The sequence below is a fragment of the Paraburkholderia lebeckiae genome (assembly GCF_050436325.1).
GTDB lineage: Bacteria > Pseudomonadota > Gammaproteobacteria > Burkholderiales > Burkholderiaceae > Paraburkholderia > Paraburkholderia tuberum.
Genome location: NZ_JBNDLZ010000003.1, coordinates 2,950,836 through 2,963,834 on the forward strand (window position 1 = coordinate 2,950,836; position 12,999 = coordinate 2,963,834).

12 protein-coding genes are annotated in these 12,999 nt (G+C 64.4%); 4 read left to right on the forward strand and 8 right to left on the reverse strand.

Going from position 1 to position 12,999, the window contains the following annotated elements; translation table 11 throughout:
• The first annotated feature begins 23 nt into the window (after positions 1–23).
• Both OKW44_RS31590 and OKW44_RS31595 read left to right on the forward strand, forming a co-directional pair.
• A complete protein-coding gene (locus OKW44_RS31590; RefSeq protein WP_018420094.1) occupies positions 24–1,307 on the forward strand; it encodes an MFS transporter in 1,284 nt (427 codons plus the stop codon).
• Positions 1,308–1,499: 192 nt separating this feature from the next.
• Positions 1,500–2,093, forward strand: coding sequence for a nitroreductase family protein (locus OKW44_RS31595; RefSeq protein WP_018420095.1), 594 nt, complete (start codon positions 1,500–1,502; stop codon positions 2,091–2,093).
• Positions 2,094–2,196: 103 nt separating this feature from the next.
• Here the strand turns inward: OKW44_RS31595 and OKW44_RS31600 are convergent, their stop codons facing one another.
• Positions 2,197–3,690 (reverse strand): MFS transporter, encoded by a 1,494-nt coding sequence (locus tag OKW44_RS31600; RefSeq protein ID WP_018420096.1) that lies wholly within the window; start codon positions 3,688–3,690, stop codon positions 2,197–2,199.
• Between the two features lie 188 nt (positions 3,691–3,878).
• Here OKW44_RS31600 and OKW44_RS31605 point away from each other — a divergent pair, with 188 nt between their 5' ends.
• Positions 3,879–5,129: an Hsp70 family protein gene (locus OKW44_RS31605; RefSeq protein ID WP_018420097.1), complete on the forward strand. Its 1,251-nt coding sequence runs from the start codon at positions 3,879–3,881 to the stop codon at positions 5,127–5,129.
• Positions 5,130–5,263: 134 nt separating this feature from the next.
• On the opposite strand, the gene OKW44_RS31610 is transcribed toward OKW44_RS31605, so the two are convergent.
• Complete coding sequence (locus tag OKW44_RS31610; protein ID WP_007180251.1) at positions 5,264–5,467, reverse strand: cold-shock protein; 204 nt, start codon at positions 5,465–5,467, stop codon at positions 5,264–5,266.
• Positions 5,468–5,896: 429 nt separating this feature from the next.
• On the opposite strand from OKW44_RS31610, the gene OKW44_RS31615 reads away from it, so the two are divergent.
• Positions 5,897–7,492, forward strand: coding sequence for an APC family permease (locus OKW44_RS31615; protein WP_026225719.1), 1,596 nt, complete (start codon positions 5,897–5,899; stop codon positions 7,490–7,492).
• A 118-nt stretch (positions 7,493–7,610) separates the two neighbouring features.
• Here the strand turns inward: OKW44_RS31615 and OKW44_RS31620 are convergent, their stop codons facing one another.
• The 6 genes from OKW44_RS31620 to hemA form a co-directional block, all read right to left on the reverse strand.
• The gene (locus OKW44_RS31620; protein ID WP_026225720.1) at positions 7,611–8,396 is read right to left on the reverse strand and encodes a DODA-type extradiol aromatic ring-opening family dioxygenase; all 786 of its coding nucleotides are present in this window, start codon (positions 8,394–8,396) and stop codon (positions 7,611–7,613) included.
• Positions 8,397–8,530: 134 nt separating this feature from the next.
• On the reverse strand, positions 8,531–9,133 hold the full coding sequence (locus OKW44_RS31625; protein WP_018420100.1) for a UbiX family flavin prenyltransferase: 603 nt from the start codon (positions 9,131–9,133) through the stop codon (positions 8,531–8,533).
• 40 nt (positions 9,134–9,173) lie between these two features.
• Positions 9,174–9,485 carry a Grx4 family monothiol glutaredoxin gene (grxD, locus tag OKW44_RS31630; RefSeq protein WP_018420101.1) on the reverse strand — a complete coding sequence of 104 codons (312 nt, stop codon included), beginning with the start codon at positions 9,483–9,485 and terminating at the stop codon, positions 9,174–9,176.
• Between the two features lie 113 nt (positions 9,486–9,598).
• Positions 9,599–10,486 carry a peptide chain release factor N(5)-glutamine methyltransferase gene (gene prmC / locus OKW44_RS31635; RefSeq protein WP_018420102.1) on the reverse strand — a complete coding sequence of 296 codons (888 nt, stop codon included), beginning with the start codon at positions 10,484–10,486 and terminating at the stop codon, positions 9,599–9,601.
• A 10-nt stretch (positions 10,487–10,496) separates the two neighbouring features.
• Entirely contained in the window at positions 10,497–11,579 is a 1,083-nt protein-coding gene (prfA, locus tag OKW44_RS31640) for a peptide chain release factor 1 (RefSeq protein WP_018420103.1), read from the reverse strand.
• A gap of 119 nt (positions 11,580–11,698) precedes the next feature.
• On the reverse strand, positions 11,699–12,985 hold the full coding sequence (gene hemA, locus OKW44_RS31645; protein WP_018420104.1) for a glutamyl-tRNA reductase: 1,287 nt from the start codon (positions 12,983–12,985) through the stop codon (positions 11,699–11,701).
• Between the last annotated feature and the right edge of the window lie 14 nt (positions 12,986–12,999).

Here is a 12,999-nt window from a genome sequence, read left to right on the forward strand (position 1 = left end):
GGGCCGCGTCGATGGGAGAACCAATGAACTGGGCTGCGCGACTGATAGGCGGGCGTTTCCACTACGGCTGGTTGACCGTCGCCGTGGTGTTCCTGGTGTTGCTCGCGGCGGCGGGTACGCGAGCAACACCGAGCGTGATGATGGTGCCGCTCGAGCACCAATTCGGCTGGAGCCGCGCGACGATTTCGCTCGCGATCTCAGTGAACATCGCGCTGTATGGGTTGATGGGGCCGTTCGCGGCCGCCGCGATGCAGCGCTTCGGTGTGCGCCCCACGCTGCTGAGCGCGCTCGGCACGATGGCCGCGGGTGTCGCCCTGTCGTCGCTGATGACGCATCCGTGGCAAATGGTGCTGATCTGGGGCGTGATGGTCGGCGGCTCGACCGGAGTAGCGGCGCTGTCGCTGTCGGCGACGGTCGTGACACGCTGGTTCACCACGCGCCGCGGTCTCGTGATGGGTATCCTGACCGCCAGCTCGGCGACCGGCCAGCTGGTGTTTCTGCCGCTTCTCGCGGCCATCGCCGAGCATTACGGCTGGCGTCAGGTCGTGTGGGTCGTCGCGCTCGCGGCGGGCGTCGTGATTCCGCTCGTCGCCTTCCTGCTGCCCGAGCATCCGGCCAGCATGCAGCTGCGCCCGTACGGCGAACCGCACGACGCGCCCATCACGACGACCGTCACCAGGCAGAATCCGCTCGCGATCGCATTCGGCACGCTCGCGTCGGCGAGCAAAACGCGCGACTTCTGGCTGCTGTTCTTCAGCTTCTTCATTTGCGGCGCGAGCACCAATGGCTATGTCGGCACCCATCTGATCGCGATGTGCGGCGACTACGGGATGACCGAAGTGCAGGGCGCGTCGTTGCTCGCGGCGATGGGCGTGTTCGACCTCTTCGGCACGACGATGTCGGGCTGGCTGTCGGACCGCTTCAATAGCCGCGTGCTGCTGTTCTGGTATTACGGGCTGCGGGGGCTGTCGCTGATGTACCTGCCGCACGCGTTCGGCATCGACTTTTTCGGACTGCCGCTGTTCGCGGTGTTCTACGGTCTCGACTGGATCGCCACCGTGCCGCCGACCGTGCGTCTTGCGACCGACGTCTACGGCAAGGAATCGGCGCCGATCGTGTTCGGCTGGGTGGTCGCGGGCCACCAGCTCGGCGCGGCGTTCGCGGCGCTCGGCGCGGGCATGCTGCGCGCGAGTCTTGGCACCTACACGGTCGCATCGATGATTTCCGGCGGCTTGTGTCTGATCGCCGCGGTGATCGTGCTGCGCATCAACCGCCCTGCCAAGGTGCCGACGCCGCAGGCAATCTGAGGCGCCTCGCGCGCCGCGCGGATTCACCGTCAGCGAAGCATCGGCACACGGCCCCATAACGGGGCCGTGCGCATTTTCTCAGCCAGCACGCATAGCGCCGCGCCGCAACTTGGAGCGCGCACCGAAAGCCCGTTATGCTATGTGGCCTCGGGCAGCCGCCCGACGATCATGAATTTCTACCGAGAGAAGCGCATGGCCACCAAACCCGCCTCAACCGAAGTTGCCATTCACGAGCTGATTGCAGGCCGCTGGAGCCCTCGCGCGTATTCGAGCGAGCCGGTGAGCCGCGATCAGTTGCGAGCCGTGCTAGAAGCGGCGCGCTGGGCGCCGTCTTCATATAACGCGCAGCCCTGGCGTTTTGTCGTATTCGATCGCAGCGTCGACGAAGTCGCATTCAAGAAGGCTTTCGCCACGCTAGTGCCGTTCAACCAGGGCTGGAATGCGCCCGCGCCAGTGCTGATCGCGGTGACCGCGCACACACTGACCAACAAGGGCGACGTAAACCGCTGCGCGTTCTACGACGCCGGCGCGGCGGCGATGGCGCTGGTGCTGCAGGCGCACGCGCTCGGCCTCGCCGCGCACCAGATGAGCGGCTTCGACGTGAACGCGTTCCGTACCACCTTCGAATTACCAAAGGACGTCGAGCCGATCGCGATGATTTCGCTCGGTCATTACGGCGACGTCGACAAACTGGACCCGGTCCTGCGCGAACGCGAGAAGGCGCCGCGTCAACGCGCGGCGCTCGCGGAGATCGCGTACGCCGGCGCCTGGAAGAAGGCGTTCTGAGCGATGGATTCGCTGCGCTTGCCGCGCGATTTCGCGTAAAGCGAGGAAAGCAGGCGATGAGCAACGAAGCAGTCAGGCACGCGCGGCACGGTCCGCGCGTTTTTCATGCAGCGCGGTCCATGCCGTTCTCACCATCCGTCACGCTCGACAGCGGCGCGGCCACATGTTCGAGCGACTTGCGCTCCGCGTCGACACCCCAGATCGCCGCGACGAGCGCCGCCGCGAGCATCAACGCCGAGCCGACCAGATAGCCCGAAAACACCTCGCTGCGCTGATGCGTATCGATCAGCCGACCGAAAAACGCCGGCCCGATGATGCCGCCGAGCGCGGTGCCGAACGCATAGAAAACCGCGATCGCGAGCGCGCGGATTTCGAGTGGAAACGATTCGCTCACGGTCAGATACGCGGAACTCGCGGCCGCCGACGCAAAGAAGAAAATGACCATCCAGGCGACCGTCTGCGTGACGACGCTCAGCAGTTGCTGCTCGAACAGATAGCCGGACAGCGTCAGCAGGATCGCCGACATCGCGTAGGTCGCGGCGATCATCTTGCGTCGACCGATCACGTCGAACAGCCGCCCGAGCACGAGTGGCCCCAGGAAATTGCCGAGCGCGAAAGGCAGCAGATACCAGCCGATGTCGTCGCCCGGCACGTGATAGAAGTCGGTGAGGACGAGCGCGTAGGTGAAAAAGATCGCGTTGTAGAAGAATGCCTGCGCGGTCATCAACGTGAGACCGACCAGCGCGCGGCGCCGGTGCACGTTGAACAGCGTGTGGAACACCTCGCGCAACGGCGTATGGTCGCGCGCGCGCAGTCGCAGCCGCGTGAGGGCGTCGTCGGCGAGCGTGTGGCCGGCGTCGCGAAAACGCGTCTCGATGCCTTCGACGATCGTGCGGGCGTCGCGCTCGTCGCCGTGCGTGAGTAGCCAGCGCGGGCTTTCGGGTATCCAGATGCGCATCGGCAGGATCGCCAGCGCGAGCACCGCGCCGATGAAAAAACACGCGCGCCAGCCCCAGTCGGAAGGCAGCAGGTGCGGATCGAGCAGCACCAGCGAGCCCGCGGCGCCGAGCCCCGCGCCCACCCAGAACGTGCCGTTGATGCCGAGGTCGGTCCAGCCGCGCACGCGTGCCGGCGTGAATTCCTGGATCGTCGAGTTGATCGCCGTGTATTCGCCGCCGATACCCGCGCCGGTCAGGAAGCGGAACAGCATGAAGCTCGTCAGATTCCACGACAGCGCGGTCGCCGCGGTCGCGGCCAGATAGAGCGTCAGCGTGATGAAAAACAGCTTGCGGCGGCCGAGCCGGTCGGTCAGCCAACCGAAACCGAGCGCACCGAGCACCGCGCCGGCAATGTATGCGCTGCCCGCGAGGCCGACCTCGGCATTCGAAAAGCGCAGCGCCGGGCTGGTTTTCAGCGCGCTCGCGACCGCGCCGGCGAGCGTCACCTCAAGGCCGTCGAGCAGCCACGTCACGCCGAGCGCGACCACGATCAGCGTATGAAAGCGGCCCCACGGCAGACGGTCCAGCCGCGACGGCAGATCGGTTTCGATCAGCGTGGCATGCTGGTCATCGACGGCGGCGGTGGGCGGCACGCTCATGACGCGAAGTCTCCTCGATGGCGAAATGGGACGGCATATCCGGTCGGACGCCGCAAGATCCATTCCGCGCCATGATTTCTAACGATCTTGCGGACGTCCCGTCAGCTTCAGTTGATGCTGACGGAGTTTTCGTGATACAAAGCCGCTCCCCTTTCTGTGCGCGCCAGCCGTGAGCGGCCATTCCTGCCATGAACTATTGCGCGATTGACTTCGGTACTTCCAATTCGGCCGTCGCGGTTCCGGCCGGCCCGCAGCTGAAGCTGGCGCCGGTCGAAGGCGCGTACACGACGCTGCCCACCGCGGTCTTCTTCAATACCGACGAACACACCAGCGAATTCGGGCGCGCGGCGCTCGCTGCTTACATCGACGGTTTCGACGGCCGGCTGATGCGCTCGATGAAAAGCATTCTCGGCTCGCCGCTCGCCGAGAATACAACCGATCTCGGCGACGGCAGTGCGATCAAGTACACCGAGGTGATCGCGACGTTCCTGACTCACCTGAAACGCGCGGCCGAGGCGAGCGCCGGCGGCGCGATCGACCGCGCGGTGCTGGGCCGCCCAGTGTTCTTCGTCGACGACGACCCGCGCGCCGACCAGATGGCGCAGCAACAGCTCGAAGCCGCCGCGCGCACGGCCGGCTTGCGCGACATCCACTTTCAGTATGAACCGATCGCGGCTGCGTTCGACTACGAATCGCACCTGAGCGCCGAGGGGCTCGTGCTTGTGGCGGACATCGGCGGCGGTACCTCGGACTTTTCGCTCGTGCGAGTGGGGCCGGAACGGATGAAGCGCGTCGAGCGCAAGGACGACGTGCTCGCGCACCACGGCGTGCACGTCGCGGGTACGGACTTCGACCGCCGCGTCGAACTCGCCACGATACTGCGTGAACTGGGCTACCAGTCGCTCGATCCGCAAGGGCGCGAAATCCCGAACCGGATTTATTTCGATCTCGCGACCTGGCACCTGATCAACACCGTCTACACGCCGAAGCGCGTCAGCGAACTCGCGCTGATGCGGCACCTTTTCACGGAGACGAAGCACCACGACCGGCTGATGCGCGTGGTCGAGCAGCGTTTCGGGCACGCGCTCGCCGCCCACGCGGAAGAGGCCAAGATCGGCGTGGCGGCGGGCGGCGAGACCGTAATCGATCTCGAGCAAGTGGAAGAGGATCTGCGTCTCGCGTTCGACGAAGCGCAGCTCGTCAAGGCAGGCGAGGAAGAAACGCGACGCATCGTGCAGGCCGCGCGCGATACGGTGCAGGCGGCGGGCGTCGCGCCGCGCGATGTCGACGCGATCTATTTCACCGGCGGGTCGACCGGCCTCGCGTTTCTGTCGGGCGCGCTGGCCGCGGCGTTTCCAGACGCGCAAGCGGTGTTCGGCGATCGTCTCGCGAGCGTGGCGACCGGCCTCGGTATTCATGCGCGGCGTGTATTCGGATAATCCCGGATAATCAACAAATAATCCGCCGCGAATTGCGAAGTCATGCGAAGTTAATCGGCGCATTCAGATTGGCCGCTGTAATAAAAAACCCCGCCGAGGCGGGGTTTTTTTGCGTCCAGAAGGAAGCGCGGAGCTTACACCGGCTTGATGTTAGCCGCTTGCTTGCCCTTCGGGCCCGTCTTCACTTCAAACGTGACCTTCTGGTTTTCTTGCAGCGTCTTGAAGCCTTCCGTGCGAATTTCCGAGAAATGCGCAAACAGATCTTCACCGCCGCCGTCCGGAGTGATGAAGCCGAAGCCCTTAGCGTCGTTGAACCACTTGACGGTACCGGTTTCCATATTACTTTTTCCTAAAAAATGGTGAATAAGGCCGAAGCCCGGGTGCATGAAAATCAAGGAAGGGGGTAATGGGACCAACCGGAGTACCGTTGATGGGCGAACTACGAAAGAACCACTTCACTCGCCACTTGAAATCCTGCCCGAACGTTATACGGCGAATTCGGACGAAGGTCAACAGTCTAGACGAAACTTTGCCGGACTTATCCGAAATTTTCTTACAAAGCTTGCGCAGGGGGCCAACTTTTTGTTAGGGGAACCCTTAGTTCGGCTGCGGTTTCGCTGCAGCAACACGGTGCAACCGTTAAACTACGCGCCGCGCGTCGGTTGCACCTGTTCCGCATATGGACGCGCTTACATGCGCGTCACCCCGTTTCCCCCGCCACAAGCGATGTCACGCGGTGCCGACATGGTTCTGATTTAGGAGAAGAAGTGAAAAGTTCTATACAACGGAACATCGGGCCATTCGCGCTGATGCTGACCGGTCTGGGCTCGATCATCGGATCGGGTTGGCTGTTCGGCGCGTGGAAGGCTGCAAAAATCGCCGGTCCGGCTGCGATTTGCGCATGGATCATCGGTGCGGTCGTGATTCTCGCGATTGCGCTGACTTACGCCGAACTCGGTGCGATGTTTCCGGAATCTGGCGGGATGGTGCGCTATGCGCGCTACTCGCACGGCGCGCTGGTCGGTTTCATCAGCGCGTGGGCTAACTGGATCGCGATTGTGTCGGTGATCCCGATCGAGGCCGAAGCATCGATCCAATATATGAGTACGTGGCCCTATCCCTGGGCGCATGCGCTGTTCGTCGACGGGTCATTGACGACCAACGGCCTACTGCTGTCCGCCGGGCTCGTCATCATCTATTTCCTGCTCAACTACTGGGGCGTCAAGCTGTTCGCGCGCGCCAACTCGGCGATCACGATCTTCAAGTTCCTGATCCCGGGCGCAACGATCGTCGGCCTGATGATGACAGGCGTCCACACCGAGAACTTTGGTCAGACGACCACGTTCGCGCCGTACGGCTGGTCGGCGGTGCTGACCGCGGTCGCGACGAGCGGCATCGTGTTCGCGTTCAACGGTTTCCAGAGCCCGATCAACCTGGCCGGTGAAGCGCGAAATCCGGCCAGGAGCGTGCCGTTCGCGGTGATCGGCTCGATCCTGCTCGCGCTCGTGATCTACGTGTTGCTGCAGATCGCATACATCGGCGCCGTGAATCCGGCCGACGTGATGAAGGGCTGGAGCCACTTGAGCTTTGCTTCGCCGTTCGCGGAACTGGCGATTGCGCTGAACCTGAACTGGCTGGCGATCCTGCTGTACGTCGACGCGTTCGTGAGCCCGAGCGGCACCGGTACGACCTACATGGCGACCACCTCGCGCATGATCTACGCGATGGAGCGCAACAACACGATGCCGAAGATGTTCGGTAACGTGCACCCGTTCTATGGCGTTCCGCGCAACGCGATGTGGTTCAACCTGCTCGTCTCGTTCATCTTCCTGTTCTTCTTCCGCGGCTGGAGTTCGCTCGCGGCGGTGATTTCGGTCGCGACCGTGATCTCGTACCTGACCGGCCCGATCAGCCTGATGGCACTGCGCCGCGCGGCAACCGATCTCGAGCGCCCGCTGCACATCGCCGGCATGAAGGTGATCGCGCCGTTCGCGTTCGTCTGCGCGTCGCTGATCCTGTACTGGGCGAAGTGGCCGCTGACCGGCGAAATCATTCTGCTGATGGTCGTCGCGTTGCCGGTGTATTTCTACTTCCAGGCGAAGTCGGGCTTCGAGGGCTGGGGCCGTGACTTGAAGGCTGCCTGGTGGCTGGTCGCGTATCTGCCGATCATGGCGATCCTGTCGCTGATCGGCAGCAAGGAGTTTGGCGGCTTCGGCATTCTGCCGTACGGCTGGGACATGCTCGTCGTGATCGCCTTCTCGTTGGTGTTCTACTTCTGGGGCGTGAACAGCGGCTATCGTTCGGAGTATCTGGACGAGCGGCTCGTGCACGACGAAGTGCTCGAAGGTATCGGCGCGCATTGAGCGCCGGTCGAAACCGAAGATCCGCTCGACGCGGATCTTTCGGGGCCGATAAAAAGCCCGCCTGATCACTGATCAGGCGGGCTTTTTGTTGACTTTTGTGCGCGACCCCCGCGTCGGATCAGGCGGTCCCGAACACGTAGTTCGTCATCGCGAGCGAGCGTTGGTAGGTGCCGAGCGACTGGATCGCGAGCGAATAGTCGTCGTCGGCGGCGCCGAGCGCAGCGAATACCGGCAACAGATGCTCGTCGGTCGGATGCATCAACACCGCGTGCGGCGCCTGGCGTCGATAGTCGAGCAGCGCGTCGATATTGCGCGCGACAAGCTTGTCCTCGAACCAGTCGGTGAATTCGGCCACACGCGGATCGGCGTCTTCCGGGCGCGCGGAGAAATCGGCGGCGCGCAGGTTATGGGTGATCTGGCCGGAGCCGATCACCATCACGCCTTCGTCTTTCAGCGCGCGCAGCGCGCGGCCGACGCGGAAATGATGCGCGGCGTCCTTGCGCGGTTGGATCGACAGTTGCGCGATCGGCACGTCCGCTCGCGGAAACATCAGCAGCATCGGCACCCATGCGCCGTGGTCGAGTCCGCGCGGCTGCACGTCCGCGACGATGCCGTTCGCGCCGAGCAGCGCGGCGGCGCTACGTGCGACGTCAGGCGCGCCCGGCGCTGCGTATTGGATTTCGTAGAGCTGGCGCGGAAAACCATAAAAATCGTGGATGGTTTCAGGCGCCGTCGCGATGCTCGCGAGTGGCTGCGCGGTGCCCCAGTGCGCCGACAGCATCAGGATTGCCGCGGGACGCGGCAATTGCGTGCCGAGCGCGCCGAACTCGGCGGACGGCATCGACGGATCGATCGGCAACGTGGGTGCGCCGTGAGACAGGAAAAGCGAAGGTAAGCGGTTCATGAGAGCAACGCGGCCGTGTAAGCACGGCACGGAGAAATTGGGTTGCTACCAATATAGGTCCGCACGCCAGCTTGATAAATGGGTTCGGCGGGAATTGATTGCGTCGCGGCTGTTGTTAATCCTCTTTGTCGCGATTAATCCTGCGCGCCGCGCAATCCTTCCCACGCCGGCGACAACGCCGGCCCCAGCGCAAACAGATCGAGCACGCGTGCGACAGTATGGTCGACCATCTCGTCGATCGAAGCAGGCCGGTTATAGAACGCGGGCAGTGGCGGGAAGATCACTCCGCCCATTTCGGTGACGGCCGTCATATTGCGCAGATGCGCGAGATTGAACGGCGTTTCGCGCACCAGCAGCACGAGACGGCGACGTTCCTTCAGTGTGACGTCGGCGGCGCGGGTGATCAGGTTGTCGGCGAAACCGTGCGCGATGCTCGCGAGAGTTTTCATCGAGCAGGGCGCGACGATCATGCCGTCGGTCGCGAACGAGCCGGATGCGATGCTCGCGCCGACATCGCGCACCGAATGGACGACATCCGCGAGCGGATGCACGTCTTCCTTGCCCAACTGGAGTTCATGCTGGATGTTGAGCCAACCCGCGCCCGAAATCAGCAGGTGACTCTCGACGCCGCCGAGCCGCCGCAGCGTCTCGAGCAGCCGGATGCCGTAGATGGCGCCGGTGGCGCCGGTGATCGCGACGATCAGCCGGCGAGGCACCGCGGTGCGTGCTTGCTGCATGGCTTGCGGCGCCTGATGAAGCGAACGAAGCGTAGAACGCTCAGGCCGCGGCGAACAGCTGCTGCAGTTCGCCCGATTCGTACATCTCCATCATGATGTCCGAGCCGCCGATGAATTCGCCCTTCACGTACAGCTGCGGAATGGTCGGCCAGTTCGAGAACACCTTGATGCCCTGACGGATTTCGTCGTCTTCGAGCACGTTGACGGTCTTGATTTCACCGGCACCGCACGCCTTCAGGATCTGGATGGCGCGGCCGGAAAAACCGCACATCGGGAACTGGGCCGTGCCCTTCATGAAGAGAACGACGTTGTTGCCGTCGACGATTTGCTTGATGCGTTGTTGCGTATCCATGACTGACCTTGCGGTTCCGATAAAGGATGAGATTAGGCTGAAATGATAGCGGATTTCGCTACGGGCGGCCGCAGCCACGTCGCGCCTGGGGGTTTTAGCCTCGGCGACCGCGCTCAGGCCGCAGCGGCGCGCAGCACGCCGCCGCTGATCCGCTCGATGCCGGCGAGATCGCGCGCCGAGCGGACCTCGGCAAAACCGCGTTCGCTCAGCAACCCGCGCACGGCTTCGGCCTGGTCGTAGCCATGTTCGATCCAAAGCGTGCCGTCGGCGGCGAGACGCTCGGGGGCGCCGGCGACGATCGCGCGGATCGCGCTGAGGCCGTCGGCCTCGTCGGTGAGCGCGCCGCGCGGCTCGAAGCGCAGATCGCCTTCACGCAGATGCGGGTCGCCGCTCGCGATATACGGTGGATTGCTGACGATCGCATCGAAGCGCAACGCGGCGTCGAGCGAGTCGTACCAGTCGCTGGGCAGGAAAACGACGGCGCCCCCCGGGCGTTTCACGTCGAGCAGGCGCGCGCTGTTGCGCGCGGCGACGGCGAGCGCGTCGGCCGAGCGGTCGAGCGCCCAGACCTGCGCGTCGGGCCGCATCGACGCGATCGCCACCGCGATTGCGCCGGTCCCGGTGCCGAGATCGAGCACACGTGGGCGCGGCCGAGGTTCGATCGCCGCGAGCGCGGTCTCCACCAGCAGCTCGGTCTCAGGACGCGGAATCAGCACGTGCGGCGTCACTTCGAATTCGAGCCCGAAGAATTCGCGCGCACCGACGAGCTGCGCGACCGGTTCGCCGGCCATGCGCCGCGCCTCGAGCGTGCGATAACGCTCGACGCTTGTGCGTTCGAGCGGCTCCTCGCCGCGCGTGATCAGCTGCGTGCGCCGCCAACCGAGCATATGCGTGAGCAGAATCCGCGCTTCGAGCGGCGGCAGCGGCGATGCGCGCAATAGCGCCTCGGCCGTGGCGGGCAGAGCGGTGGAGTCGAGCGGAGCCGGGGAGGCGTCGGTCATTGGCGGGGCGTTAGTCGGCGTCGCCGAGCGAGGCCAGCAGTTCGGCCTGATGCTCGCTGACAAGCGCCGCGATCAGTTCTTCGAGATCGCCATCCATGATCGCGTCGAGGCGATACAGCGTCAGATTGATGCGGTGATCGGTGAGGCGCCCCTGCGGGAAGTTGTACGTGCGGATGCGCTCCGAACGGTCGCCCGAGCCGATCAGGTTCTTGCGCGTCGCCGCTTCCTTCGCCTGCTGCTCGTGCGCCTGCTTGTCCTTGATGCGCGCGGCGAGCACCTTCAGCGCGCGATCCTTGTTCTTGTGCTGCGAGCGGTCGTCCTGACATTCGACGACGATGCCCGTCGGCAAGTGCGTGACGCGCACCGCCGAGTCGGTCTTGTTGATGTGCTGGCCGCCCGCGCCCGACGCGCGGAACGTGTCGATACGCAGATCGGCCGGATTGATCTCGACTTCGCCGATCTCGTCCGCCTCCGGCATCACCGCGACCGTGCACGCCGAGGTATGGATGCGGCCCTGCGTTTCGGTGGCGGGCACGCGCTGCACGCGATGCCCGCCCGACTCGAACTTCAGCTTCGAATACGCGGCATCGCCGGCAATTCGCACGATCACTTCGCGATAGCCGCCGAGGTCCGATTCGCTCGCCGACATCATCTCGGCCTGCCAGCGGTTGCGCTCGGCATAGCGCAGATACATGCGCAGCAGATCACCCGCGAACAGCGCGGATTCGTCGCCGCCGGTGCCCGCGCGGATTTCGAGGAAAATGTTGCGCTCGTCGTTCGGATCTTTCGGCAGCAGCATTTTCTGCAGTTCGACGCCGAGCGTCTCCATTCGATCGCGTGCGGCGCGGATTTCGTCTTCGGCGAAATCGCGCATCGACGCGTCGGAGAGGAGTTCCTGCGCCGTGGCGGCGTCGTTTTGCGCCTGGCGCCACAGCCCGTAATGCTCGACGAGCGGGCCGAGCTCCGCGTGTTCGCGCGTCAGCTTGCGGTATTGGTCGAGGTTGGAGGTGACGTCCTCGCGGCTCAACAGGTCGTTCAGTTCGGCCAGCCGGGTGGTCAGCTGGTCGAGCTTGCGTTGCATGCTCGTTTTCATCGGGCGGGTAGCGGAGCGGACTCCGGAATGGATGCGGCCAGGAGAACGGGCGAATGCCCGGGGCGGAGCACTTTGCGAGCCACGGCGGTGGCGCGCGGGGTGCGGCGAGCACTGCGCCGCTAACGTTCGGTAGAGCCGGAGTGTTTGTAGAAGCCGCTCATCAGTTCGATCAGCTTGTCGCGGTTGTCGGTGCTCGCGCGATTCAGCGCGTGCGTAGGACCATGGATCAGCTTATTGGTGAGCGATTGCGACAGTGCCTCGAGGACTGCGGCCGGATCGTCGCCGCGCGCGAGCATTTTCTGCGCGCGTTCGACCTCTGCGCGGCGCAGCGTGTCGGCCTGCGTGTGCATGTGGCGGATCACCGGCACGATGCTGCGCGCATCAAGCCACTGCATGAAGTTCTGCACGCGCGTTTCGATGATCGCTTCGGCCTGCGCGACCGCGGCCTGGCGCGACGCATTGCCTTCGCGGACGATCGCGCCGAGGTCGTCGACGGTGTACAGGAACACGTCTTCGAGCTGGCCGGCTTCGGGTTCGATGTCGCGCGGCACCGCGAGGTCGACCATGAAAATCGGCCGGTGACGGCGCGCCTTGACCGCGCGCTCGACCGCTCCAAGACCGATGATCGGCAACGTGGACGCTGTGCACGACACGATGATGTCGAATTCGTGCATCCGCGCGGGTAACTCGGAGAGCGGAATGGCGCGGCCGTTGAAGCGCTCGGCGAGCCGCATGCCGCGCTCGGCGGTTCGGTTCGCGACGACGAGTTCCCGCGGATGCTGCGCCGCGAAGTGCGTCGCGCAAAGTTCGATCATTTCGCCAGCACCGATGAACAGCACGCGCTGGTTCGCGATCTTGTCAAAAATGCGTTGGGCGAGGCGTACCGCGGCCGCGGCCATCGACACCGACTGCGCGCCGATTTCGGTCGTGCTGCGCACTTCCTTCGCGACGGCGAAGGTGCGCTGGAATAGCTGATTCAGATAGGTGCCGAGCGCGCCGGCTTCGGAGGCGGTGCGCACCGCGTCCTTCATTTGTCCGACGATCTGCGTTTCGCCGAGCACCATCGAATCGAGCCCCGACGCGACGCGGAACGCATGGCGCACGGCTTCGGACTGCGGCAACGCATAGACGTGCGGCGCGAGTTCATCGATGGGGAGGTTGTGGTACTTCGACAGCCACTGCACCGAGGCTTCGCGCGCGGTGAGGTCGTCGGTCGCGCAGTAGAGTTCGGTGCGGTTGCAGGTGGACAGAATTGCCGCCTCGGGCGCGTTGGGGGCCATGTGGCCCAGCCAGATGCCTTTGAACGTATCCAGAGCGGGCTTTATCTGTTCGAGCGGAAACGCCACGCGTTCGCGCAAGGCGACAGGCGCAGTGTGATGGTTGATTCCGATCGTTAGAAGCTGCATTTGGGGGAGCTATC